At 71.2% G+C, this 24,384-nt stretch carries 23 protein-coding genes; all 23 read right to left on the bottom strand.

Going from position 1 to position 24,384, the window contains the following annotated elements; genetic code table 11:
* Positions 1–49 precede the first annotated feature (49 nt).
* Positions 50–1,567: a MinD/ParA family ATP-binding protein gene (locus tag IEZ13_RS05395; protein WP_183217437.1), complete on the bottom strand. Its 1,518-nt coding sequence runs from the start codon at positions 1,565–1,567 to the stop codon at positions 50–52.
* A gap of 179 nt (positions 1,568–1,746) precedes the next feature.
* Positions 1,747–2,754 carry a hypothetical protein gene (locus IEZ13_RS05390; RefSeq protein ID WP_183217435.1) on the bottom strand — a complete coding sequence of 336 codons (1,008 nt, stop codon included), beginning with the start codon at positions 2,752–2,754 and terminating at the stop codon, positions 1,747–1,749.
* A gap of 17 nt (positions 2,755–2,771) precedes the next feature.
* Positions 2,772–3,701, bottom strand: a complete 930-nt coding sequence (locus tag IEZ13_RS05385) for an RluA family pseudouridine synthase (protein ID WP_183217433.1) — start codon at positions 3,699–3,701, stop codon at positions 2,772–2,774.
* A 73-nt stretch (positions 3,702–3,774) separates the two neighbouring features.
* Positions 3,775–4,371, bottom strand: coding sequence for a signal peptidase II (lspA, locus tag IEZ13_RS05380; RefSeq protein ID WP_183217431.1), 597 nt, complete (start codon positions 4,369–4,371; stop codon positions 3,775–3,777).
* On the bottom strand, positions 4,344–4,766 hold the full coding sequence (locus IEZ13_RS05375) for a TraR/DksA family transcriptional regulator (RefSeq protein WP_183217429.1): 423 nt from the start codon (positions 4,764–4,766) through the stop codon (positions 4,344–4,346). The genes lspA and IEZ13_RS05375 overlap by 28 nt, the downstream gene beginning before the upstream one ends.
* 310 nt (positions 4,767–5,076) lie before the next feature.
* The gene (locus IEZ13_RS05370) at positions 5,077–5,355 is read right to left on the bottom strand and encodes a DUF167 domain-containing protein (protein WP_229794470.1); all 279 of its coding nucleotides are present in this window, start codon (positions 5,353–5,355) and stop codon (positions 5,077–5,079) included.
* Positions 5,356–5,375: 20 nt separating this feature from the next.
* Positions 5,376–6,173 carry a hypothetical protein gene (locus IEZ13_RS05365; protein WP_183217426.1) on the bottom strand — a complete coding sequence of 266 codons (798 nt, stop codon included), beginning with the start codon at positions 6,171–6,173 and terminating at the stop codon, positions 5,376–5,378.
* Between the two features lie 32 nt (positions 6,174–6,205).
* The gene (locus tag IEZ13_RS05360) at positions 6,206–7,021 is read right to left on the bottom strand and encodes a DivIVA domain-containing protein (RefSeq protein WP_183217424.1); all 816 of its coding nucleotides are present in this window, start codon (positions 7,019–7,021) and stop codon (positions 6,206–6,208) included.
* Between the two features lie 43 nt (positions 7,022–7,064).
* Complete coding sequence (locus IEZ13_RS05355) at positions 7,065–7,370, bottom strand: YggT family protein (RefSeq protein ID WP_183217422.1); 306 nt, start codon at positions 7,368–7,370, stop codon at positions 7,065–7,067.
* A gap of 42 nt (positions 7,371–7,412) precedes the next feature.
* The gene (locus tag IEZ13_RS05350; RefSeq protein ID WP_183217420.1) at positions 7,413–8,228 is read right to left on the bottom strand and encodes a cell division protein SepF; all 816 of its coding nucleotides are present in this window, start codon (positions 8,226–8,228) and stop codon (positions 7,413–7,415) included.
* 231 nt (positions 8,229–8,459) lie between these two features.
* Positions 8,460–9,167 carry a YggS family pyridoxal phosphate-dependent enzyme gene (locus IEZ13_RS05345; protein ID WP_183217418.1) on the bottom strand — a complete coding sequence of 236 codons (708 nt, stop codon included), beginning with the start codon at positions 9,165–9,167 and terminating at the stop codon, positions 8,460–8,462.
* Positions 9,168–9,204: 37 nt separating this feature from the next.
* Positions 9,205–10,329: a cell division protein FtsZ gene (gene ftsZ / locus IEZ13_RS05340; protein ID WP_183217416.1), complete on the bottom strand. Its 1,125-nt coding sequence runs from the start codon at positions 10,327–10,329 to the stop codon at positions 9,205–9,207.
* A 294-nt stretch (positions 10,330–10,623) separates the two neighbouring features.
* The gene (locus IEZ13_RS05335) at positions 10,624–11,388 is read right to left on the bottom strand and encodes a cell division protein FtsQ/DivIB (RefSeq protein ID WP_229794469.1); all 765 of its coding nucleotides are present in this window, start codon (positions 11,386–11,388) and stop codon (positions 10,624–10,626) included.
* Positions 11,389–11,393: 5 nt separating this feature from the next.
* Positions 11,394–12,830, bottom strand: coding sequence for a UDP-N-acetylmuramate--L-alanine ligase (murC, locus tag IEZ13_RS05330; RefSeq protein WP_183217414.1), 1,437 nt, complete (start codon positions 12,828–12,830; stop codon positions 11,394–11,396).
* A 25-nt stretch (positions 12,831–12,855) separates the two neighbouring features.
* Complete coding sequence (gene murG, locus IEZ13_RS05325) at positions 12,856–13,959, bottom strand: undecaprenyldiphospho-muramoylpentapeptide beta-N-acetylglucosaminyltransferase (protein WP_183217413.1); 1,104 nt, start codon at positions 13,957–13,959, stop codon at positions 12,856–12,858.
* Positions 13,959–15,392 (bottom strand): FtsW/RodA/SpoVE family cell cycle protein, encoded by a 1,434-nt coding sequence (locus IEZ13_RS05320; protein WP_183217411.1) that lies wholly within the window; start codon positions 15,390–15,392, stop codon positions 13,959–13,961. The genes murG and IEZ13_RS05320 overlap by 1 nt, the downstream gene beginning before the upstream one ends.
* A 65-nt stretch (positions 15,393–15,457) precedes the next feature.
* Positions 15,458–16,576, bottom strand: coding sequence for a phospho-N-acetylmuramoyl-pentapeptide-transferase (gene mraY / locus IEZ13_RS05315; RefSeq protein WP_183217409.1), 1,119 nt, complete (start codon positions 16,574–16,576; stop codon positions 15,458–15,460).
* A complete protein-coding gene (locus IEZ13_RS05310; RefSeq protein WP_183217407.1) occupies positions 16,573–17,958 on the bottom strand; it encodes a UDP-N-acetylmuramoyl-tripeptide--D-alanyl-D-alanine ligase in 1,386 nt (461 codons plus the stop codon). The genes mraY and IEZ13_RS05310 overlap by 4 nt, the downstream gene beginning before the upstream one ends.
* Entirely contained in the window at positions 17,955–19,460 is a 1,506-nt protein-coding gene (locus IEZ13_RS05305; protein ID WP_372441839.1) for a UDP-N-acetylmuramoyl-L-alanyl-D-glutamate--2,6-diaminopimelate ligase, read from the bottom strand. The genes IEZ13_RS05310 and IEZ13_RS05305 overlap by 4 nt, the downstream gene beginning before the upstream one ends.
* 56 nt (positions 19,461–19,516) lie before the next feature.
* A complete protein-coding gene (locus IEZ13_RS05300; protein ID WP_183217405.1) occupies positions 19,517–21,823 on the bottom strand; it encodes a peptidoglycan D,D-transpeptidase FtsI family protein in 2,307 nt (768 codons plus the stop codon).
* Positions 21,824–21,829: 6 nt separating this feature from the next.
* Positions 21,830–22,414, bottom strand: coding sequence for a cell division protein FtsL (ftsL, locus tag IEZ13_RS05295; RefSeq protein ID WP_189285728.1), 585 nt, complete (start codon positions 22,412–22,414; stop codon positions 21,830–21,832).
* A 62-nt stretch (positions 22,415–22,476) separates the two neighbouring features.
* Positions 22,477–23,571: a 16S rRNA (cytosine(1402)-N(4))-methyltransferase RsmH gene (gene rsmH, locus IEZ13_RS05290; protein WP_183217401.1), complete on the bottom strand. Its 1,095-nt coding sequence runs from the start codon at positions 23,569–23,571 to the stop codon at positions 22,477–22,479.
* A gap of 310 nt (positions 23,572–23,881) precedes the next feature.
* Positions 23,882–24,313, bottom strand: a complete 432-nt coding sequence (gene mraZ / locus IEZ13_RS05285; protein ID WP_183217399.1) for a division/cell wall cluster transcriptional repressor MraZ — start codon at positions 24,311–24,313, stop codon at positions 23,882–23,884.
* Positions 24,314–24,384: the final 71 nt, after the last annotated feature.

Here is a 24,384-nt window from a genome sequence, read left to right as displayed (position 1 = left end):
TCTTCCCCGAACAGTGCCGTGAAGCCTAGCCCCGCCGTACGACAGAAACCTACTCCGCGAAGGGCTCCAGCATGGTCGACGCCGCGCGGAGCCAGGCCTGCCTGGTCTCCTGTTGCAGGTCGCCGTACTCGATCGAGGAACCGACCTCCAGGGCCGGGTCGTAGGGCACCACGGCGACCGCACGGGTACGCGTCGCGAAGTGCTTCTTGAAGTCCTCCAGCAGCGGCAGGTGACCCGCCGACGGGCAGGAGATGAGCGTCACGGCGTTGGACACCATGTCGCCCATCCCGCTCTCCTCGAGCACGTCGAGCATCCAGTCGGCGGTGAAGGCGGCGTCCTCCCGGGGCACCGTGGTGATCACCAGCTGGTCGGCCGAGCGCATCACGGTCTGCCAGTTGACGCTCTCCACGTTGTTGCCGGTGTCGACGCAGATCACGTCGTGGGTGCGGCGCAGCAGGTCCATCACCCGCCGCACGGTGCCCTGGTCCAGCCGCTGGGCGAACCGCGGGTTCTCCTCGCCGGCCAGCACGTCGTAGGAGCCGTCCGAGGCGTGCCGCAGGTAGGCGTCGAGCTCCTGGAGCAGCGCGTCGCCGTGCAGGCTCTCGATCCGCATGAGGTCGGCGAGCAGGTGCTTTATGGTCCGGGCGTGCCGGGCGCTGCCGGCCCGCAGGCCGAGGGTGCCGCGCAGCTCGTTGTCGTCCCAGGCGAGCACGCCACGGCCGCGGACGCTGCCGATGGTGGCCGCGGCGAGCACGGTCGCGGTGGTCTTGTGCACCCCACCCTTCGGGTTGGCGAACGCCAGCACCCGGGGTTTGCCCAGCTTGCGCCGCATGATCGAGACGGCGCGGTCCATGCCGTCCTCGGTGCGGCTCTGCCGCCACTCGATCCGGGCGGCGGCGGGCGCCGGCGAGACCGGCGCGGGCTGGGCGGCGGGCTGCCGGACCGGCGCCGCCTGCGGCGGAGAGACCTGCGGGGGTACGGGCGGCGGCGCGACCGGGGCCTGGGGGTACGCGGCGGCCTGCGCCCCGTACGCACCGGCGGGCGGGGCATAGCCGTTGGCCGGCGGCGGCTGGTAGCCGTTACCGGGCGGCGGGTAGCCGTTGTTCTGCTGGGGGTAGCCGCTGGGCGCGCCGTACTCCCGCGCGGGCGGCTGAGCCGGCTGCTGCTGCGGGGTGCGCGGCGCCGGCTCGAAGAAGCTGTGCTGCTCCGCCTCGCGGCCACGCTGCCAGCGCGGGTCGAGCGGGTTGATCGGCCGCTGCGGAACGGCGCGCTCGGCCGGCGGTTCCGGGGCACGGCGCTCGAAGCCGCCCGGCTGCGGCTGCCCCTGCTGCCGGCCGTCGAACGCGGCCTGCCGCGGGTCCAGCGGGTTGAACGGCCGGCGTTCGACCGCGGCCGAGCCACGGCTCGGCTGTTGCTGGTTCCACTGCTGCTGCGGGGGTGTCTCCGGCTGCTGCGGAGTCTCCTCCGGCTCCTCGCCGCGGCCACCATGCCGAGCCCGGTCGAGCAGCGCCCGCCAGCGCGGGGCTGGTTCCGCAGGCCGGCCCCAGCCGGTCTCGGTCCCGTCCACGGCTCGTCCTTTCTGCGCCTACCCGATCATTCACGGCGATGGTCTCGCCCTTGACAGGCTACGGAGGAGAACCCTATTCGGGCCACCGGCCGAGCGCCCATCCCCCGGTCGTTCTTGATCACATGACGGAACCCCGGTCGTGCACGTGCATCCACCCGAACGTTTCGCGGACGGAAAACCTAACGGCCGGAATCGCCGGTGGATGCTCCCGGTGACGCATCCGGACCGTCATGAGCAGGACTCGCGTCCGACGCCGAGGGTACGGCAACAGGATCCTTGGTAGGCAGTACGGCCGCGGACGGCGTACGGCCTGAACTTTCCGGTGAGGTGGATGTCACAGGGACCCCGATCGACGACGGTAACGGTCCGACGGCGTCCGGGGCAACGCCGGGATTCCCGGATGGCACGGCCGACGGCGACGGATCCGCCGGCGCCGCCTCCAGCTCCTCGGGCCGCGGCGGCCGGAACTCGGTACGGTCCAACCCGCGCACCTCGGGAGCCGGGTCCACCACCCGCACCCCGGGCCGGTCCGCGATCCCGTCGAGCGCGGCCGGGGTGCCGCGCACCACCGCCGCGAAGACGCACGCACACCCGGCCCGGTACGCGGCGGCCTCCTCGGCGGCGATCCGGGCGGCGCTCTCGTAGACCGCCCGCAACCGCATCTCGTTGCGCCCGTCGCCGGTCAGCGCCCGGCCGAGCCGTTGATAGTCGGCACGCTCGCGTTCCCGGGCGACGGCCGCCGAGATCATCCCGGCGGTCACGTCGTCGGGCAGCCGGTAGACCGGGATCCGGTTCACCGCGGTCCGCGAGCCGGTCAGCGGCACCCGCGTGTACACCTGCGCCACCTGCGCCCCGGACAGCAGATCGGGCAGTCCGGCGGGCGCCGCGTAGCGCCGGAAGGCCACCAGCGCCCAGGTGTCCCCGGCGGCCGGGGCGGACGGGTCGGTGAGCCGCGCCAGCTCGTCGCGGGACGCCGCCAGGTAGCCACCCACCGACTGGCCCTCGACCACCCCCACGCGGAGCACCTCACCGGGCTCGGTGCCGGCCGGCGGCTCCCGGTCGGCCCAGAACACCGCGAGCACCAGCGCGACGGTAGCCGCCAGCGCCACTCCGGTCATGATCTGCAACCGGAGAGAGGCGCCCCCGAACCCGACGAGGACTGCCCGCATGCGGTGCGCGCGGCCCACGGTGATGCTCCCGACGGTCAGCCGGCGTCCTGGAGGACGTCCAGCGCGTGTTTCAGGTCAGCAGGGTAGTCGCTGACGAAGCGGACCTCATCGTGCGTACGGGGGTGTGCGAACGCCAGCTCCCGTGCATGCAGCCACTGCCGGTCCAGTTGGAGGCGGGCCGCCAGGGTCGGATCGGCCCCGTACGTCAGGTCGCCCACACACGGGTGCCGCATCGCCGAGAAGTGCACCCGGATCTGGTGCGTCCGCCCGGTCTCCAGCCGCACATCCACCAGGCTGGCCGAGCGGAACGCCTCGACCGTGTCGTAGTGGGTGACGCTCGGCTTGCCGCCGGACATGACGGCGAACTTGTAGTCGGCCGTCGGGTGCCGGTCGATCGGGGCGTCGATGGTGCCCCGCAGCGGGTCCAGGTGCCCCTGGACCACCGCGTGGTACCGCTTCTCCACCTCGCGCTCCTTGAAGGCGCGCTTCAGGATGCTGTACGCCATCTCGCTCTTGGCCACCACCATGAGGCCGGTGGTGCCCACGTCGAGCCGGTGCACGATGCCCTGCCGCTCGGCGGCTCCGCTGGTCGCGACGTTCTGCCCCATCGCGGCCAGGCCGCTGACCACGGTCGGGCCGGTCCAGCCGGGGCTCGGGTGGGCGGCCACGCCGACCGGCTTGTCCACCACCACGATGTCGTCGTCGCTGTAGATGATGCCGAGGCCGTGCACCGGCTCGGCGACCACCGCGGGCGCGGCCACCGGTGACGGCAGGGTCACCTCCAGCCAGGAGCCGGCGACCACCTTCTCCGACTTGAGCCGGGGAACACCGTCGACCAGCGCGTCACCGGCCTCCACGAGGGTGGCCGCGGCCGTGCGGGAGAGCCCGAAGAGCCGGGAGACGGCCTGGTCCAGCCGCATCCCGTGGAGCCCGTCCGGGACCGGAAGAGAACGCTGCCCGCTCATACCGACACCTCCGCTGCGCTCCGGCGTCGGCATGAGTTCAGAACTGAGCTTGATGATTCGCTCGCAAGCTCGCTCATGCGTTCTCCTCCGTCTGGGTGCCGGTCACCGGTTTCGCCTTGGTGATCCGGGTGCCGTCGCGCTGGCGGCCGGTCAGTTCCAGCAGCACGGCGAGGCAGACCCCGACGGTGAGACAGGCGTCGGCGATGTTGAAGACCGCGAACCTCTCCCCGTACGGCGCGAAAACGCTGATCATGTCGACCACGTGGCCCTGGAACGGGCCGGGCGCACGGAACAGGCGGTCGGTCAGGTTGCCCAGGGCGCCGCCCAGCACCAGACCGAGCGCCACCGCCCACGGCACCGAGCGCAGCTTCGTGGCGAGCCACACGATCACCCCGACGACGACCAGGGTGATCAGCGGGAAGACCCACGTGTAACCGCTGCCGAAACTGAACGCCGCTCCGCTGTTGCGCAGCAGCGACAGGTAGATCAGGCCACCGAGGAGGCGAACCGGCTCGCGGGGATCCAGGTTCTCGGTGGAGAGGTGCTTGACCCACTGGTCGACCGCCACGGCGACCGCCGTGGTGACGGCCAGGACAGCGACCGCGCGGGGTGCGAACCCCGGCGCGGCCTGTTCGTCGGCGTTCAGCGTCGTTCCTCCAACTGCTTGCACGAGACACAGAGGGTGGCGGAGGGGAACGCAGCCAGCCGCTCGACCGGGATCTGGGTGCCGCACCGCTCACACCAACCGTAATTGCCCGACCCGAGCCGATCGATCGCACGTTCGACCTGTGTGATCCGCTCGAGCAGGTTGTTGGCCAGCGTGATCTCCTGCTCCCGCTCGAACGTCTTGGTGCCGGTGTCGGCCTGGTCGTCCCCGGCCGAGTCGGCGAGCCGCTCGCGCTGCAACTCGGTGATCTCACTGAGCGCCTGATCGTACTCGGCCTGCAGCTCGTCACGCCGCGCGACCAGCGCCGTCCGGATCTCCTCGGTCTCGGCGGCACTGCGGTTGCGCTCAGCGGCGGACGTACCGGTCGAACCGGGCCGGATGTCGGTTGCCTTGGCCATCGTCGCTCCCTCGGCCGCGCGCGTGGCGCGGCGGTCAGCGGTCTACGGAACTCCGGCGGCGCCGGCTCGCCGGGCCGTGCCGTCCGTCCCTTTGTCTGGTCCCCGTGCCACCGCGACGACCGCGGTAGATCTTGCCCCACCTGCACAAACGGCGCGGCTGAAAGGGCGGCCGCGCACTCGGTGAGGTTGGCAAGGATACGGAACGTGAAGTATCCCGACAACCCGGCGCGAACCGCGGAAACGACAAACGGCCACGAAGCGCGCACAGAGGCGTCGGATAACCGACGATACACCCACCGTGACGGAAAGATCACCTGTTGTCGTCGCGCAGGTCGGCGAGCCGCCCCTCCCACTCCTCCGGTGGCGCCGCCACGGTGAAGACCTTGTCCCGGCTGGTCGCCCCGAGCCGCAGGGACACCTCGGCGGCGCGGACGCCCAGTGCGGCCGCGAGCGCCCGGCGCACCGCCTCGGTGGCCTTGCCGTCCACCGCGGGCGCACCCACCGCGATGATCAGGGCCGGACCGTGCGGGCCCTCGTAGCGGCCGCCCACCCGGGTCCGGCCGGCGCCGGGACGCACCCGCACCGGCACCGAGACGCCCGCCGGGCCCCTCAACGCTGGTGGGCCACGGTGGCCACCAGCCGGTCCACCGGCCGGCACAGGCCGCACGGGCTGAAGCCGAGCTCGACCGCCTCGTTCACCGGCAGCGACTCGGTCAGCCGGCCGACCAGGTGCGGGCAGTCCGCCATGTGGTAGCGGGGCCGGCCGTCCACCACCAGCACCTCGGTGTCGAACCGCGCGACCAGCACCGCGTCGGCCGGCCGCACCGACTGGGGCAGCGGCTCGTCGTCGGGGTCGTCGGCGTCCGGCTCGTCGAACTCGTCCGGCTGCTCCACGGTGGCCCCGGCGGGGGCCGGGCGCCACGCCTGCTCGTCGGACGCCCCGGCGAACGGTGGGACGTCCTCGGAATCCGGGGTGGAATCCGCCGCGGAGTCAAAATCGGCATAGTCTGCGTGAGCGGGCCCCGCGGGCTCCCCGACGTCACCCGGATGAGGGTCTCCGGACGCCCGCGCCTCCTCCACATCGGCCGGATCGGGCTCGTCATAGCTGCGGGATTCGCCTGCGGCGGCCACCGGCTCGGGGGCAGAATCGCTAGCGTTGGTGGCGGCGGGAGCCGGCGACACCGGTTCGTCGAACTCGGGATCTCGGCGAGCGGGGCGCGGCGGCACCTCGAAAGCGCCCTCGGCCGCTCGCCGTGTGGCGGCCTGCCGGGTCCCGATGACGAGAGCGACCGCGGCCAGCAGGCTGACCACGATCGAGGCTATGAGAAGGCTGCTCGAGCCGTTGACCAGCCCTAGCGCGAGAAACAGAACCGCGACGGGGATGAGCAGGAGACTAGCAACGATCATGGCTCATCCTCGTCGCGGTGCGGGGGGCCGTGTCAGCGACCCGATTCGATGGAGTTGGTCCGGCTGCCGCCGTACGATCCGGCAAGACCGGCCGCGGCGAGACCGCCCGAACCGCCCACGGCCCGGTTGGAGTCGGCGCGGGTCAGCTCGGCCTCGAGGCCCTGACCGCGGCCGTCCAGGTCGCGGAGCTGGCTCTCCAGGTAGGCCTTGAGACGGGTGCGGTACTCCCGCTCGAACTGCTTCAGCTCCTCGATGTGCTTCTGCAGCGCGGTCCGCTTCGCGTCCAGGCCGCCCATGGCCTCCTGGTGGCGCTGGCGAGCGTCGCGCTCGAGGGCGTCGGCCTTGGCCCGGGCCTCGCGGGTGACCTCCTCCGCCTTGGAGCGGGCGTCGGAGAGAAGCTTGTCGGCCTCGCGGCGGGCGTCGGCCACGTGGTCGTCGGCGGTGCGCTGGGCCATCATCAGCACGCGCAGGGCCTGCTGCTCGCCGTCCGCGGCACTGGCGCCGGCACCGGCGCCGGGGCCCTGCGCACGGACCTGCTCCAGCTCGGCCTGCATCTGCCGGGCGGCCTGCTCGGCCGCGGTCTTGTCACGCTGGACACGGTCCAGCTGCGCCTTCAGCTCGTTGAGCTCGGCCGCGAGGCGGGGGTCAGCCGCGGGACCGGCGGGAGCGCCGCCCCGGCCACCACGCTCGACCTGGGCACGAAGCTCTGCGTTCTCCTCGATCAGACGGGCGAGCTCGCGCTCCACCTCGTCCAGGAAGGCGTCGACCTCCTCCTCGTCATACCCCCGCTTGCCGATCGGGGGCTTCTTGAAGGCGACGTTATGAACGTCGGCCGGGGTCAGCGGCATCGAAACTCCTCGGGTCAGTCGCGGCCGCGGTTGGGGCTGCTGTCTAGCTGTATTGCACGATCAGTCTTGCCAATACGAAGTCCATGAGCACGAACAGGATAACCAGCAGCACGATGGAAGCCAGGTCCAAACTCACGTTACCAATGCGCAGCGGTGGGATCACACGCCTCAACGCGTTGAGGGGCGGATCCGTGACGCTCCACACGGCTTCGAGTGCGGCCGAGGCGCCCCGGCTGGGTTGCCAGCGCCGTCCGTACTGGAGCACCGCACTCAGCACAAACCTGGCCAACAGCACCATGAAGAAGAGATACAGCAATATGTAGAGGATCTGGAACACGATCGACAGCACGTCAGGCGGATCCCTCGTTCGGGTCAATCAATTCCGGGTCGATCAGCTCGAGGTGAAGAAGCCACCCTCAGCGATCTTCGCCTTGTCCTCCGCGGTGACCTGCACATTTGCCGGAGAGAGCAGGAAGACCCGGTTGGTCACGCGCTCGATCGTACCCCTCAGGCCGAAGGCCAGCCCGGCGGCGAAGTCGACCAGCCGGCGAGCGTCCGACTCATCCATCTCGGTCAGATTGATGATGACCGGGACCCCGTCGCGGAAGTGCTCGCCGATGGTCCGCGCCTCCCGGTAGGTGGTCGGGTGCAGCGTGGTGATCTGGTACCGCTGCTCCTCCTCGACCTGGCGCTGGCGGACCGGCTCCGGATGCGCGGGCTGAGGCTTGAGGGCCAGGTTGTCCCGCGTGGAGTAGGTCAGGGCGCCGGACGGCTCGGGCGCGACCGACGGCCGGGTGATGGAGCGGACGCTCGCCCGATCGAGGCGCTCGCTCTCCTCCCGGTCCAGGTCGGCGCGCGACGAACGGTCCAGGTCACCGCGGGACGAACGGTCCAGATCGGCGCGCGACGAACGGTCCAGATCGGCGCGGGACGAACGGTCCAGGTCGCTGCGGGACGGTCGGTCGAGGTCACCGCGCGACGAGCGGCGGTCGGAACGGGCCCGCGGAACGGCGCGCTCCTCCTCGTCCTCGTCCTCAGCGAACTCGTCGGAGTAACGGTCGCTGGAGTAACGGTCGGGGCGCTCGCGCTCACGCTCGCGCGAACGGTAGGAGCTCTCCCGGTAGTTACGGTCCTCGTAACCGCGGTCGTCGTCCTCCTCGACGAGGCCGAGCCACACGCCCGCCTTGCGAAACGCGCCTCCGCTCATGCCTGAGCCCCCTCTTCCTGCCGAGAACCCATGGCCCCCACCTCCGTCCGCTGTTGCGGCCCGCGCCCCCTGGCGTGCCGCGTCCCCCCTCACGAGCCGGAAACAAGGTCCGATTCGGACCCCCGACCCGTTGCGACGCCGCGTCGTCGGACGCACCGGCCGCGGTGTGGATCATGACCCGCGACAGGTCGCGTAAAACAACACCTGTGTAGTTTGCTGCCCGCGGCAAGGCTACCGCAGCGAGTTTCGCATCCCGAGTAAAGATGTACCGATCCGTACGTGTGTCGCCCCGTGCTGGACGGCGGCCTCCAGATCCCCGCTCATCCCCGCCGAGACGGTCGTCGCACCGGGATGTTCGGAGGCCATCCGGCCTGCGATAACGGCCAGCCGGGCGAAGGCCGCGCCGGGGTCCTCACCGAGCGGCGCGACGGCCATCACGCCGCCGAGCCGCAGGCCCTCCGAGGAGGCCACCGCGTCGGATACCCGCCAGAGATCGTCTTCGGTCACGCCCCCGCGCGCCGGGTCGGCGTCCAGGCTCACCTGGACGAGCACCTCCAGCGGGACCTCCCGTCCCACGGCGGCCTTCGCCAGCGCGCCGGCGAGGCGGAGCGAATCGACCGACTCGACCACGTCCGCGTACCGGATCACCGATCTGACCTTGTTGCGCTGCAACTGGCCGACGAAGTGCCAGCGCGGGTGCACGCCGGCGGCATGCACCTCGGCCGCCTTGGCGGCCGCCTCCTGGTCCCGGTTCTCCGCCATGTCGGTGACGCCCAGCCCGGCGAGCAACAGGACGTCGCTCGCCGGGTAGGTCTTGGTCACCGCGGTCAGCGTGACCGCCCCGGGCGGCCTTCCGGCCGCCACGCAGGCACGCGCGATGCGCTCCCGCACCTGTTCGAGAGAGGCGGCGAGCTCAGCGCGCCGTCCGGGGTCGGTCAAGGGTCAACCTTCTTGGAGGTACGGGAGAGGGCGTGCCTCAGGAGCCGTTCTTCAGGAAGTCCGGCACGTCCACGTCGTCGAAGAGCACCCGGCTGCGCGGCGGCGGGGTGCTCGCCGGCGGCGGGGTGACCGGCGGCGGGACCGGCGGCAGCGAGGCTCCCCCGGTGGCCGGGGCCGGCACCTTGCGCATCGGCTCGGCCGGCTTGTAGGAGGGCGAGCCCGCGTCGAAACCGGCGGCGATCACGGTGACCCGCACCTCGTCGCCGAGAGCGTCGTCGATGACCGCGCCGAAGATGATGTTCGCGTCCGGGTGGGCCGCGTCGGTGACCAGCTGGGCCGCGTCGTTGATCTCGAAGAGCCCCAGGTCGGAGCCACCGGCGATGGAGAGCAGCACGCCGCGGGCGCCGTCCATGCTCTGCTCCAGCAGCGGGCTGGAGATCGCCTTCTCGGCCGCCTCGACCGCGCGGTTGTCACCGCGCGCGCTGCCGATGCCCATGAGCGCGCTGCCGGCGTTGCTCATCACGCTCTTGACGTCGGCGAAGTCCAGGTTGATCAGACCGGGGGTGGTGATCAGGTCGGTGATGCCCTGCACACCGGAGAGCAGCACCTGGTCGGCCTGACGGAACGCGTCCATCATGCTGATCCCGCGGTCACCCAGGGCGAGCAGCCGGTCGTTCGGGATCACGATCAGGGTGTCGCACTGGTTGCGCAGCTCGTCGATGCCGGCCTCGGCCTGCACCTGGCGGCGCTTGCCCTCGAAGTTGAACGGGCGGGTCACCACGCCGATGGTGAGAGCGCCCAGCTTGCGGGCGATGTTGGCGACCACGGGCGCGCCACCGGTTCCGGTGCCGCCGCCCTCGCCACAGGTGACGAAGACCATGTCGGCGCCCTTGAGCACCTCTTCGATCTCGTCCCGGTGGTCCTCGGCGGCGTTCTTGCCGACCTCGGGCTGGGCGCCGGCGCCCAGGCCACGGGTCAGTTCCCGGCCGACGTCGAGCTTGACGTCGGCGTCGCTCATCAACAGGGCCTGTGCGTCCGTGTTGATGGCGATGAACTCGACGCCCTTGAGCCCAACCTCGATCATGCGGTTCACAGCGTTCACGCCGCCGCCGCCGATGCCGACGACCTTGATGACCGCAAGGTAGTTGTGTGGAGGTGTCATCGGGCTCAGCCATCCCTTCCAGGGTTGGCGGACGTCGACGGCCCCTGCGGTCCCGGGAACCGCACTTCGACATCCGCTGCCGTACAAGGGAGGGCGAGGAAACCCTCACCCTCTACTAGAGGTTCAGAGTTATGTCAACCATTCGAACCTCTCGGGGCAACGTATGCGGACATGCGGCCTCAACCAAAGACCCGGAGCGGCGTGTCGCGTCCGCTTACGTGGTGAGTATCCGACTGACCCGTAACCTTGAACCATTTATTGCGTTCGTGATGCTTTGTCCGTTTAGCGGCATGACTAGCGAATGGTCACCACCGACGGGGCGCTCACGTCGATCTCGTCGCCCTTCTCCCGCAGCAGCGCGGTGGCCACGATGCTCTTCTGCTTGCTCGCGGTGTCGTCACCCCAGATGACCACCCGGCCCTTGCGCAGCTCCAGGCGGATCTGCACCGGCGAGGCCACCGAGATGGCCACCAGTTGCTCGCGCAGTTCGTCACTGAGCGCGGCCAGCACGGTCAGCGCCGAGCCGGTGTTCTCGTCGTTGCGGCCGGGTGTCGCCACCCGGGCCAGTGGCAGGCCCTTCGGTGTGGCGACCGCACGGAACGGCACACCCTCGTCGTCGATCAGCAGGAACTGCTCCCCGGCCGGCACCGCGGCCACCGGGGTGCGCTCCACCAGCTGAATCTCCACGGTCGACGGCCAGCTGCGGGTCACCAGCACCCGGTCCACCGGCGGCAGACCGCGCACCGCGGCGGCCACCGCGTCCAGGTCGACCCGGGCCAGCGGGCGGTCCGGCTCGACCGCGGCGGCGGCCCGCACCTGGTCGGCGGTGAGCACCTGGGCGCCCACCACCCGGACCTCCCGCACCCCGAACAGCGAGGTGCCGTAGACCACCCAGGCCAGGCCACCGGCCAGCAGCAGGACGCCCGCCCCGGTCAGCCAGGGCATGGCGGCACGCAGGCGCCGCTCCCGGGCGCGGGCCATGAACCGCCGCGCCGACGGCGGCACGGCGTCGGTGTCCGCCCGGACCAGCCGCCAGTTGCGCGTGCCCCCGCCCGCCACCGGAACTACCGGGCCAGGTCCGGCTGCTGGTCCGCCTCGGCCAGCGCGGCCAGCAGCTCGTCGCCCATCAGCGAGATCGGGGGCGCCCCCATGGTCACCACCACGTCGCCCGGACGGCTTCGCCGGACCACCTCGGCCGGCACGTCCTGCCAGTCCGGCACGAAGACCTTGTGCTCGTCGGGCAGGTCGATCGCCGCGGTCAGCGCCCGGCCGCCCTCGCCCGGGCCGCGGGTCTCGCCCGGACCGAACACCTCCATGCAGATCACCTCGTCGGCCACCTGGAGTCCGTCGGCCAGCTCGGCCTCCAGGTCCCGGGTCCGGTACACCCGGTACGGCTGGAACACCACGAGCAGCCGGCCGTCCCCGGCCACCTCCCGCAGCGTCCGGAGCGCGGCCTTCACCGAGGTCGGGTGGTACGCGTACTCGTCGTACACCCGCACGCCCGCCGCGATGCCCTTGCGCTCGAAGCGCCGCCGGACCCCCGGGAACGACTCCAGCGCCTCGACCACCTTCTCCAGCGGCAGGCCCAGCTTCAGGGCGGTGAGCACGGTGGCCGCGCTGTTCAGGCCCATGTGGGTGCCGGGCAGCGCCAGCTTGAACTCGCCGAGCGGCGCACCGTCCAGCTCGGCCCGGTAGCGGACCCCGCTCACCGACGAGACGACGTCGAAGATCCGCAGGTCCGCGCCCGCCGACTCGCCGTACGTGTAGACGGTCTTCCCGGCCGCCCGCAGCCCGGCGATCAGCTCCTCGGTGCCCGGCCCGTCGGCGCAGGTCACCACGAACCCGTCGGCCAGCGAGCCGAACTCGAGGAACCCGGCCTTCAGCGTCTCCAGGTCACCCCAGTTGTTGAGGTGGTCGCCCTCGATGTTGGTGATGATCGCGACATGCGGCCGGTAGATGAGGAACGAGCGGTCGTGCTCGTCCGCCTCGGCCACGAAGTGCGGCCCGGTGCCGTGGTGCCCGTTCGACCCGGCGGCCGACATCTCGCCGCCGATCACGAACGACGGGTCGTGCCCGGCGTGCTGCAGGATCACCGTCATGATCGACGTCGTGGTGGTCTTGCCGTGGGTGCCGGCCACCGCGATGGTCTGCCGGTTGGTCATCGTCGCGGCCAGCGCCTCGGAGCGGTGCAGCACGCGCAGCCCGCGGCGGCGCGCCTCGACCATCTCCACGTGGTCCTGCGGGATCGCGGTCGAGTAGACCACGGTGTCCACGCCGTCCAGGTTGGACGCCTCGTGTGCCATGTGCACCGTGCCGCCGAGCGCCCGCAGGGCGGCCAGGGCCGGCCACTCCCGCAGCTCGCTGCCGGAGACCGGCACGCCCCGCGTCAACAGGAGCCGGGCCAGGCCGGCCATGCCGACCCCGCCGATCCCGATCAGGTGCACGCTGCCCAGGTCCTCGGCGGTCATCTCACCGGCCGGCGTCAGCTCCGCCGTGTTCACAGTTCCACTCCCTCAATCCGCAGCATCAGCTCACCGCTTCGAGAACGAAGCGCAGGAGCTGCTCGTCACCGTCACGCCGGCCGTAACCCGCCGCCGCCGTGCCCATCTGGGCCAGCCGCTGCCGGTCCCGCGCCAGCGGGATGATGTTGCGCTCGATCCAGTCCGGCGTCAGCTCGCTGTTGTCCACCAGCAGGCCACCGCCCGCCTCCACCACCGGCAGCGCGTTGCGGCGCTGCTCCTGGTTACTGAACGGGTACGGCACATAGATCGCCGGCATGCCGAGCGCGGTGGTCTCGGCCACCGTGATCGCACCTCCCCGGCAGAGCATCAGGTCGGCGGCAGCGTAGCCGAGCTGCATGTCCGACAGGTAGGGCACGACGACATAGGGCACGGGCAGGTCGTTCGGCACCTCGAACGGGTCGTTGCGCCCGCCCTGCACGTGCAGCACCTGGATGCCGGCGTGGGCCAGGCGCTTGGCCGCGGCGGCCACGGCCAGATTGATCGTACGAGCGCCGGAGGAGCCGCCGGAGACGAAGAGCACCGGCAGGTCCGGCCGCAGTCCGAAGTGGTACAGGGCCTGGGGGCGCAGCGCCGGCCGGTCCATGTGGGTGATCCCGGTGCGCAGCGGCACGCCGACCAGCCGGGCGTTGCGCAGCGCCTCGGCCTGCTCCAGCTGGTGCGGGAACCCGACGGCGACGCGCTTGGTGAACTTCATGCCCATCCGGTTGGCCACGCCCGGCGGAACGTTCACCTCGTGGATCACGATGGGCAGTTCCCGGCGCCAGGCGGCCAGGTAGGCGGGCACCGACACGTACCCCCCGAAGCCGACCACCACCTCGGCCTCCACCTCGTCGATGATCTCGCCGGCCGCGTGGGCGGACCGGTACATCCGGTCCGGGGTGCGCAGCAGGTCGAGGTTGAGCGACCGGGGCAGCTGGAACGCCGGGATGGACCGCAGATCGTAACCGGCGGCCGGGATCAGCTGGTTCTCCATGCCCTTGGGGCTGCCCAGCGTGGTGATCCGAATCTGGGGGAAGTGGCGCCGCAGAGCATCGGCGAAGGCGAGCAGCGGATAGATGTGCCCACCGGTGCCTCCTCCGGCGAGAACGACCGACCGCAGCGGACCCATCACCGTCTCCTTCCGCCCCCCGAGGTTTCGGGTGCCCTGCCGGCCTTCTTCTGGGCAGGCGGGCGCTGCTGTCCCGGCCGCCGCGGCGGGGGGAGCGGCGGCAGCGGGGCCCAGACTAGCCGCACCCATCGCGGCGTCGGACGGGCGTTCAGGGCACGGGACGCGTCCGGTTCCGCACGGGCGAAGGACGCCAGCATCCCGATCGCCGCCATGGTGACGATCAGGGCGCTGCCACCTGCGGAGATGAACGGTAGCGGAAGGCCGGTGATGGGCAGCAGCTTCACCACGCCGCCCATGTTGATCACGGCCTGGGCGACCAGCCAGGAGGTGATCGCGGTGGCCGCGAGGCGGCGGAACGGGTCGGTCACCCGGCGGGCGATCCGGAAGCCGGTGTACGCCAGCACCGACAGCAGCACCAGCACCACGCCGCAGCCGACGACGCCCAGTTCCTCGGCCACGATCGCGAAGATGAAGTCGTTGCCGGCCTCCGGGACGTAGCCCCACTTGAGCGCGCTCTTGCCCAGGCCGACCCCGAACCAGCCGCCCTCGAAGATCGCCGACCGGCCCTGGATGAGCTGGTAGCACCAGCGCCCGGCCTCGGTGGTGGTGTCGCAGTTCTCCAGCGGCTCCATGAAGGCGGTCAGCCGGCGCCACCGGTAGTTCTCCGCGTCCGCCGCGCCCGACCCGGCGCCGCGGGAGGCGGCCGCGATCAGCAGGCCGACGCCGGCCAGGCCCAGCACACCCAGCGCGCCGAAGACCCGCAGCCGCACCCCGGCCGCCCAGAGCAGGCCGACGATCAGCGCCAGCAGCACCAGCATGGTGCCCAGGTCGTTGTAGCCGACCAGGACGAAGAGCAGGCCGATCACCGGGAACAGCGGCATGGCCAGTTCCCGCCAGTGACCGAGCAGCGGTCCCTTGCGGGCGATCACGTCAGCGCCCCACAACACCATGGCGAGTTTGGCCAGCTCGCCCGGCTGCATGCTGACCGGGCCGAAGTACAGCCAGTTCAAATGGGCTACGAGCGGGCCGAGCGTCGGGTCGCCGTCGGCGTTCCGGATCAGCACACCCAGCGAGGCCAGCGCGATCATCGCGGCGAGGAGGGCGAGCAGAAGGACGGAGATGACGAGCAGGCCCCGGCCGAGCACCCGCAACGTGACCGCGGGCAGTCGCTGGCAGATCCAGAAGGCGACCAGGCCGAGCAGCGCGTACACCGCCTGGCTGCTGATGTCCGTGAAGGCGTTGCCCTTTTCGGCGTACGCCTTCACGGAGGTCGCCGAGAAGACCATGGTGAGGCCGATCAGCAGCAGCAGGGTGCAGCTGCTGATCAGCAGGTAGTACGACGACAGGGGTCTGGCCAGCAGCCCGTGCACCGCGGGCAGCAGCTGCCGGCTCAGTGACGGGCGGGCCGCTTTCTGGATACGGTCGTCCGCCATACCCCCATCTTCGTCCGATGTCCACCTTCCGCCGCGTCACGTCGATGGCGTGTCGCGGGGGAGATCTATCCCATGACCGCCAGGTGGTCGCTGTAGAACAGGCCCAGACCGATGGCGGCGCAGATGCCCGCGATGATCCAGAACCGGACCACGATGTTGACCTCGCTCCAGCCGGCCAGCTCGAAGTGGTGCTGCAACGGCGACATCCGGAAGACCCGCTTGCCGGTGGTCTTGAACGAGATGATCTGGATGACCACGGACATCGTGATGATCACGAAGAGACCGCCGATGATGACCGACAGCAGGGTGGTCCGGGTGGCCACCGCGAGGCCGCCGATCAGGCCGCCCAGCGCCAGCGCGCCGGTGTCGCCCATGAAGATCCGGGCCGGGTTGGTGTTCCACCAGAGGAAGCCGACGCAGGCCGCCGCGGCCGCCGCGGCGATCATCGCGATCTCGAGTGGGTCCCGGACCTGATAACAGTGCTGCGCGGTGAGCGAGCCCGCCTGACCGACGTAGTCGTTGTCACCGCACCAGTGCCGGTACTGCCAGAACCCGATCAGCGAGTACGCGCCGAGCACCAGGATCGAGGCGCCGGTGGCCAGGCCGTCGAGGCCGTCGGTGAGGTTCACGCCGTTCGACATCGCCATGATGACGAAGACGAACACCATGACCGAGCCGACCTTGCCGACGTCCAGCCAGCTCACGTCCCGGATGAAGGAGATCTGCTCGCTGGCCACGGTCTGCCCGTTGGTGCTCGGGAAGTACAGGGCCGCGATGCCGAAGCCGGTGCCGATCAGCAACTGGCCGAGCAACTTGCCCTTGGCGCTGAGACCGTCCGAGTTGCGCTTGCGGACCTTGAGGAAGTCGTCCATGAAGCCGACCGCGCCACAGAAGACGAAGACGCCGAGCAGGACCAGCGCGGTCATGGTCGGCTTCTCCTGGGCGATCTGCCGCTCCGGGAGCGTGGTCAGGGCCACGTGCCCGGCGACGTACGCCAGGACGGTGGCGAGGATGAACGCCACGCCGCCCATCGTCGGGGTGCCCCGCTTGCCCAGGTGGGTCTGCGGGCCGATGGTGCGGATCGGCTGACCGGCCTTGAGCGCCGAGAAGACCCGGATCGCGATCGGGGTGCCGAAGAGCGAGATGAGAAAGGCGACCGCGGCCGCGACGATGACTGCCCTCACGTGGGCTGAACCTCCTCGGGGTGCCGCAGCCAGTCGGCGACATCCCATGTGCGGTACCGGGAACCCTTGACCAGCACGACGTCGTCGGCGTGCAGGTCCTGTTGCAGAATCTCGATCGCGGCGGCCTGGTCGGCGGCGAAGTGCCCCGTGCCCCGCCACCCGGCCACGCCGGCCGCACCGTCCAGAATCGGACTGGCCTCGCCGGCGACCGCGATCAGCCGGTCCACGCCCAGCTCGGCGGCGAGCCGCCCGACCTCGGCGTGCCCGGACACCTCGAACTCGCCGAGCTCGGCCATGTAGCCGAGCACGGCGGTGGTGCGCTTTCCGGAACCCATCGACGCCAGCGCCCGCAGCGCGGCCGCGGTCGACGAGGGGTTGGCGTTGTAGGAGTCGTCGATGACGACGATCCCGTCCGGCCGGGTGAAGACGTCCATCCGGCGGCCGGAGACGATCCCGACCTCGCCGAGCGCCGCCACCAGGTCACCGAAGTCCATGCCGGCGGCCAGCGCCACGGCGCCCGCCGCGAGCGTGTTGGCCACCTGGTGCTCCCCCGCCACGGAAAGCCGGACATCTCCGATTTGAGAGCCATCGGAGAGCCGGTAGGTGGCGCGGCCGGCGGAATTGAGCGATATATCCGAAGCTGTCAAGCCGCCCCGGGACCCGACCAGCACCACGGTGGCCGAGGTACGCGACGCCATCGCCGCCACCAGCGGATCGTCCGCGTTCAGGATCGCGGTGCCGGACGACGGCAGCGCCTCGACCAGCTCCCCCTTGGCCCGGGCGGTGCCCTCCACGGAGCCGAACTCGCCGATGTGCGCGGCGCCCACGTTCAGCACCACACCGATCGACGGCTGGGCGATCTCGGTCAGGTAGTGGATGTGCCCGATCCCCCGGGCGCCCATCTCCAGCACCAGGAACCGGGTCTCCTCGGTCGCCTGCAACACCGTGTACGGAAAACCGAGCTCGTTGTTGAGCGACCCGGCCGGCGCCACCGTCGGCCCCAGCCGGGACAGCAGCTGGCCGATGTAGTCCTTGGTGGTGGTCTTGCCGGACGACCCGGTCAGGCCCACCACGGTCAGCTTGTCCAGCCGGGCGACCACCACCCGGGCCAGGGCGGCCAGGGCGGCCAGCGGGTCCTCGACCACGACGCCGGGCACGCCGGTGTCCCGGGAGCCCAGGACCGCGGCGGCGCCCCGCTCGATCGCGACGCCCGCGAAGTCGTGGCCGTCCACCTTCTCCCCCGCGAACGCCACGAACAGACCGCCCGGGCCGATCTTGCGGGAGTCGTACTCGACCGGGCCGGTCACGATCACCGACGGGTCGCCGCCGGTCACCCGGCCACCGGTGATCTCGGCGATCTCGCCGAGCGGGAGCGGGATCATGCGTGAGCCTCCAGCGCCTGGGCGAGCTCGATCCGGTCGTCGAACGGCAGCACCTGACCGTTCACCTCCTGGCCCTGTTCGTTGCCCTTGCCGAGCACCGCGATCACGTCACCGGCGACGGCCTGCCGGACCGCCTCCTCGATCGCCGCCCGCCGTCCGGCCACCTCGATGACCTTCGCGGCCGTCGGCGCCTCTTCCGCGCCCGCGCGCACCGCGTGGCGTACGGATGCCGGGTCTTCGGTCCTGGGGTTGTCATCGGTGATGATCACCAGGTCGGCGCCCTGCGCCGCGGCCGCCCCCATCAACGGCCGTTTGCCCTTGTCCCGGTCGCCGCCGGCGCCGATCACGCAGACCAGCCGCCCACCGCGCGCCGTGGCCAGCTCGCGCAGCGCGGCCAGCGCCGCCACGATGGCGTTCGGCTTGTGCGCGTAGTCGACCACACCGAGGACCTCGCCGGGCGCCTCGACCTGCTCCAGACGGCCGGGCACGCCCCGGCAGGCCGCGATGCCCTCGCCCGCGACCGCCGGGTCGATACCGACGGCGACCAGCAGGGCCAGCGCGAGCAGCGCGTTCGCCACGTTGTGCAGGCCGGGCAGCGCCACCCCGGTCGCGACGGTCAGGCCGTCCGGGCCGTGTGCCGTGAACCGCTGACCGAATTCGGACGGCCGCACGTCGGAGGCCCACCAGGTGGCCGCCGTGTCCCCGGCCGCCGAGTAGGTGATCGTCCCCTCGCGGAACAGGCCCATCACGGCCGGGTCGTCGTGGTTGAGCACCGCCACTGCGGACCGGCCGTCGAAGAGCCGGGCCTTGGCCGCGAAATACTCCTCCGAGGTCGGGTGGAAGTCCAGGTGGTCCTGGCCGAAGTTGGTGTACCCGGCGGCGGCGAACCGGATCCCGTCGGCCCGGCCCATCACCAGCGCGTGGCTGGAGACCTCCATGACCACGGCCTGGACGCCGCGCTCCAGGGAGGCGGCGAGGACCGCCTGCAGGTCGGTGGCCTCCGGGGTGGTGCGGACGCTCTTGACCACCAGGTCGCCGAGACGGGTCTCCACCGTGCCGACCAGGCCGGTCACCAGCCCGGCGGCCCGCAGGCCCGACTCGACCAGGTACGACGTGGAGGTCTTCCCGGCCGTGCCGGTCACGCCGATCATGGTGAGCCCGCGGGACGGCTCCCCGTAGATCGCCGCCGACGCGGCGCCGAGCACCGCCCGCGGGTCGGCGGCGACGAGCGCGGGCAGCCCCGCGGCGAGCGCGGCGGGCAACCCGGCCGGGTCGGTCAGGACGGCCACCGCGCCGGACCGGGCGGCGTCCGCGATGAACTCCGCGCCGTGCCGGTTGGCGCCGGGCAGGGCCGCGTAGAGATCGCCCGGACGAACCGCACCGCTACTGTGGGTGATACCGGTGACCGGGACGTCACCGCCGGTCAGCTCTGCCGGTATCAGCTCCGCCAGCCGCGTCATCAGGCACGGCGTGACGGTCTCGGGACGTGGAATGCCGGACACGGCGTCAGACCCTACCCCGTACCCGGGGACTTGCTGTCAACGCCATGCGACCCGCTTCACTCCTTGATCTTGAACTTCGGCACCTTGCTACCGGACGGTGGCACATGGTTATGAAGAAGGGTGTAGTTCATCATCTCGCTGAACGCCGGGGCCGCCACGTCACCGCCGCCACCCTCCCGCACGTCCATCGATACGCCGATCACGTACCGCGGATTGTCGGCCGGCGCCATGCCGATGAAGGAGCTGGCGTTGTGGCTGGTGTACTGGCCGTCGATGAGCATCTTGCCGGTGCCGGTCTTGCCCGCCACCCGGTAGCCCTGGACCGCGGCCGCGCCACCGGTGCCGCCGTCGACGTCCACGACCGCCTCCATGATCAGGCGCAGCTGGCGGGCCACGTCGGTGTCCAGCACCCGGTGCGTCTCCGGCGCGGCGGCCGGGGTCACCTCGCCGTCCTCGCCGGAGATGGTCGCCTTGATCAGGTGCGGCTGGATGTAGACACCGTCGTTAGCGATGGCCGCGAACCCGGCCGCCATCTGGATCAGGGTCGCCGAGACGCTGTGGCCGATCGGCACCGAGCCGTACGAGGAGCCGCTCCAGTCCTCCGGCTCGAGCAGCTCGCCCTCGGCCTCGCCGGGCATCCCCTCGCCGGTGGCCTTCCCCAGCCCGAACTTCCGCTGGTACTCGTAGACCTTCTCCTTGCCGAGCCGGTCGGCGATCAGGATCGTGCCGACGTTCGACGAATAGGCCATCAGCCCCGGCAGGGTCATCCGGGTGCCGGTGTCCTGCGGATGGGTGTCCTCGAACTTGGTGTCGCCCTTCTTGATCGCCGGACCGATCTCGATGAGCTCGTCCGGCTTGATCAGACCCTCCTGGAGGGCCGCGCCGAAGATGAACGCCTTGTGGCTCGACCCCGGGTCGGTGACGATGCTGCTGGCCGCGTCGATCCGCTCGTCGGCGTCGTACTTCTCGGCGTCCGCGGCGTTGTAGGGCGGGTAACTGGCCTGGGCCAGCACCTCGCCGGTCTTGATGTCCAGCACCACGGCGCTGCCCACCGTCGCGTTCTGCTTGCGGCCGGCCGTGTTGAGCACCCGCTGCACCTGGTACTGGAGGTCCTGGTCGATGGTGAGCTGGAGCGAGCTGCCCGGCTGGGCCGATGTCTCCTGCTGGAATCCGCTCGGGATCGGCAGGTTCAGCTTCTTGCCGGTGCCGACCTCGAAGACCCGCTTGCCGTCGGTGCCGTGCAGCAGGTCGTCGTAGCGCGCCTCCAGCCCCTCGAGACCGTGGTGGTCGTCGCCGGTGAAGCCGATCAGGTTCGCCGCGAGGTCCCGGCCGGGCACGTCACGCCGCTCGTCGGAGTGCGTGTAGATGCCGGGCAGGCCCAGCTCCTCGATCTCGTCGGCCACCGCGACCGGCACACCACGGGCCAGGTAGCGGAACTTCAGCCACTTGCCGAGCACCTGCTTGCGCCGCATGTCCTCGAGCAGCTCGGACTGCCGGATGCCGAGCAGCGGCGCCAGCTTGGCCGCCGTGCCGGCCACGTCCTTGCGCAGGTCCTCGTTCTCCGGGTCCACGTAGACGTAGCGCGCCTCCACGCTGTGCGCGAGCACGTGGCCGTCCCGGTCCAGGATGCTGCCGCGCGGCGCCGGCAGCGCCACCGTGCTGAGCCGGTTCTCCCGAAGCTTGAGCAGGCTCTCCGCCTCCTCCGGGGAGGTCGCCACCTGGAGCACCACGAGACGGACCCCGATGGTGACGAACAACGACAGCGCGAGCACGGTGCCGAGCCGCAGCCGGCGGGTGCTGTTGGCGAGCTTCGGCGGCTCCGCCGGGACCGGCTTGGGCCGGCTGGCCACGGTCCGTCGTGGTCCGGCTCCGCCGTTTCCGGTACGGGCATTCCTGGTACGCGTGGACGACTCGCGTTCACGCCGCTCCGGTTGCCGTTCCCGGGGTTTGTCCGCGGCCCGGGGTTTGTCGGCCCTGCCGCCCCGGGGCTTGTCCACCTTGCTCTCGCGGGGTTTGCCGGCCTTGCTCTCCCGGGGTTTGTCGGCCTTGCTCTCCCGGGGAGCGGGCGGCTGCTCGGCCGGGCGGCCGCGACCACGGGTCCGCTGGCCGCTCTCGCCCCCGTCGAGCACCTGTAGCGCCGGCCGGAACGGGTCGGCGTTGCGGCCCCCGGTACGTGGCAGGCGCCCCCGCTCGGCCACGGTCCGGCCGCGCGGGGTGTACGCCCGCGCCTCCCCGATGCTGGAGAAGCCGCGCCGGCCCTCCCGGGGGTCGTCGGGCTGCTCGTCGCCCGGCAGGTCACGTGACGAACCGCGCCGGGGCTGTTTGCCCCGGCGCGGTGCCTCGTCCTCGTCTCGCGGCGTCATGCCGGCCTACTCCCCGGCGCCCGCGGACGGCGTGCCCGCCCGGCTCAGGTCATCCGACGCGGTCGGGGGCCGGTCGCCCTTGCCCGGCACCGGCGTCCGGACGATGGTGCCCTCCGGCAGCCAGATCACCGCGGGCGAGTCGGCCGGCACCAGACCGAGCCGGCGGGCCGCCGCGGCCAGGCTGCCCGGACCGGACTTCTCGACCAGCTGCCGGTCCAGCTCCTGCTGCTGCTTGTCGAGCGCCACCTTCTCCTTGCGGAGCGCGTCGAGCCGGAAGGACCGCTCCACGGTCTTGGTGTTGATCAGCAGGATGCCGACCACACCGACCAGGACCACGGCGATCACGGCCGCCGCGAAGGTGGCCCGTGGCGCGCGGATCGGCAGCGGCGGCGCGACCCACAGCCGGGCGCGGCCCGTGATCGGCGGCGCGTCGCCGGTCACCTCGATGTTCAGCGCGGTGGCTCCGTCGACCGAAGCAGCCGGCTTACCCGCGCTCCGGCCCCGGATCCCTGACCGGCGCGTGTCGGAACTCCCGGACGACCGGCGTGCCCCCCGCACACCGTTGCGCCCGGTCTCGGCATCGCGGCTCACCCCGGCGTTGTCGCGCGGTTGCGCCGATCGGCCCCCCGGCCGCGGCGCTTCGGATCGCTCGCTCATGCTCGTCCCTCCCCCTCTACCTCGTTCGCCCCCGGGCGTAACCGCCCTCGTCCCCCGCGAGTTGTAGACATCCGGGGCCGTTCGCGGACCGCCCCGACTGCCTGGTTGTGCTTACGGCTCTGCTCCTGCTCGTCGATCCGTTCCACGGCGCGCAGCTTCACCGAGGCCGCCCTCGGGTTCTCCGCCACCTCCGCCTCGCTGGGCGGCTCGGACCCACGGGTCAGCAGCCGCAGACTGGGACCGGTCCCGGGCAGTTCGACCGGAAGGTCGACCGGCCCGGTACTGCGCGACCTCGCGGTGAGTTCGCGCTTGACGATCCTGTCCTCCAACGATTGATAACTCATCACCACAAGACGCCCCTTGGGCGCCAACACGTCCAAAGCAGCAGGAACCGCTCGCTCGAGCACTTCCAGCTCGCCGTTCACCTCAATGCGTAGTGCCTGAAATGTCCTTTTTGCCGGATTTCCACCCGTTCGCCGCGCGGCGGCCGGGATGGCGTCCTTCACCAGCTCGGCCAGACGGGCGGTCGACGTGATCCGGCCCTTCGCCCGCTCGCGCACGATCGACGAGACGACCCGCGGCGCGAACTTCTCCTCGCCGTACTGCCGCAGGATGCGCACCAGCTCACCCGGCGCGTACTCGTTGACGATCTCCTCGGCGGTCACCCCGCGGGACTGGTCCATCCGCATGTCCAGTGGGGCGTCCTGCGCGTACGCGAACCCGCGGTCCGCCTCGTCCAGCTGCAACGAGGACACCCCGAGGTCGAACAGTCCGCTGTGGATCGCCGGGATGTCCAGCTCGGCGAGAACCCGGGGCAGTTCGTCGTAGACGGCGTGCACCAGACGAGTCCGGTCGCCGAACCGGATGAGGCGGTGCCGCGCGTGCGCCAGCGCCTCGGTGTCCCGGTCGAGTCCGACCAGGACCACGTCCGGAAACCGCTCCAGGACCGCTTCGGCGTGCCCGCCCAGACCCAGCGTGAAATCGACGTGGACGGCGCCCGGCAACTCCAGAGCGGGAGCGAGCAGTTCAACGCAGCGCTCGAGCAGCACCGGCACGTGTGTGCCCCGCGGCTCCCCCATGTCGCCCCCCAAGTTGCCTTACCCGTCCGCGTCTCACCCGGTTGTTCAGTTACTGCCGTTCCGGCCCGGTCCGCCCTCCGTACCGCCAGATCCCCATCCGCTCTGTCCGACGCCGGTGAACCGGCTCCGGACACACGCCTGGCGCCGGGGAAGAGGCGCCAGGAGCGGGAGCGGCTGGAGATCTCGCAGTACGGCGGCATCGAGGATTGTTCACGACGGTGGAGACCGGAGCCTCACCGTCACCCGATCCGCTACTCACGGAAGGTCGTGAACAACCCTCGGACGATCCGGGCCGTCGCGGCGGCCCACCGAGTGCCACGCCCTACAGTCCGCCGGGCAGCACCCCCTCCTCGATGCCGGCGAACTCTTCCTCGCTCGCCGAGAGGTAGTCATCCCAGGACTGCTTGTCCCAGATCTCGACCCGGGTGCTCGCGCCGATCACCACCAGATCGCGACCAAGACTGGCATACTCCCGCAAATGGGCAGGAATGGTCACTCTGCCTTGCCTGTCGGGCACCTCGTCATGCGCACTGGCGAAGAACACCCGGCTGTATGCCCGGGCCGCCTTGTTCGTCACCGGCGCCTCACGGAGCTGGCCGGCGATGCGCTGGAACTCCGGCATCGGGAACACGTAAAGACAGCGTTCCTGCCCCTTCGTGATCACGACACCTCCCGCCAGCTCATCACGGAACTTCGCCGGGAGGATCAGCCGGCCCTTCTCGTCGAGGCGCGGAGTGTGCGTGCCGAGGAACATCGGCCCCCACCCCTTTGCCGTGGCGCCCGCTCCTTCGCGGAGGGAGTGGACCGCCTGTCAACTCGGGCCGG

The organism is Actinoplanes campanulatus (assembly GCF_014647795.1).
Taxonomy (GTDB): domain Bacteria; phylum Actinomycetota; class Actinomycetes; order Mycobacteriales; family Micromonosporaceae; genus Actinoplanes; species Actinoplanes campanulatus.
The sequence above is the reverse complement of the archived record's forward strand: the minus strand, read 5'-3'. Positions and strand labels throughout refer to the sequence as shown.

Excerpts from the sequence above, each read along its gene's own strand:
- IEZ13_RS05385 (WP_183217433.1), bottom strand. The coding sequence starts at position 3,701 with ATGAGCGGGCAGCGTTCTCTTCCGGTCCCGGACGGGCTCCACGGGATG.
- IEZ13_RS05375 (WP_183217429.1), bottom strand. The coding sequence starts at position 4,766 with ATGGCCAAGGCAACCGACATCCGGCCCGGTTCGACCGGTACGTCCGCC.
- IEZ13_RS05365 (WP_183217426.1), bottom strand. The coding sequence starts at position 6,173 with ATGATCGTTGCTAGTCTCCTGCTCATCCCCGTCGCGGTTCTGTTTCTC.
- IEZ13_RS05360 (WP_183217424.1), bottom strand. The coding sequence starts at position 7,021 with ATGCCGCTGACCCCGGCCGACGTTCATAACGTCGCCTTCAAGAAGCCC.
- IEZ13_RS05350 (WP_183217420.1), bottom strand. The coding sequence starts at position 8,228 with ATGAGCGGAGGCGCGTTTCGCAAGGCGGGCGTGTGGCTCGGCCTCGTC.
- ftsZ (WP_183217416.1), bottom strand. The coding sequence starts at position 10,329 with ATGACACCTCCACACAACTACCTTGCGGTCATCAAGGTCGTCGGCATC.
- murG (WP_183217413.1), bottom strand. The coding sequence starts at position 13,959 with ATGGGTCCGCTGCGGTCGGTCGTTCTCGCCGGAGGAGGCACCGGTGGG.
- IEZ13_RS05320 (WP_183217411.1), bottom strand. The coding sequence starts at position 15,392 with ATGGCGGACGACCGTATCCAGAAAGCGGCCCGCCCGTCACTGAGCCGG.
- IEZ13_RS05310 (WP_183217407.1), bottom strand. The coding sequence starts at position 17,958 with ATGATCCCGCTCCCGCTCGGCGAGATCGCCGAGATCACCGGTGGCCGG.
- IEZ13_RS05300 (WP_183217405.1), bottom strand. The coding sequence starts at position 21,823 with ATGACGCCGCGAGACGAGGACGAGGCACCGCGCCGGGGCAAACAGCCC.
- mraZ (WP_183217399.1), bottom strand. The coding sequence starts at position 24,313 with ATGTTCCTCGGCACGCACACTCCGCGCCTCGACGAGAAGGGCCGGCTG.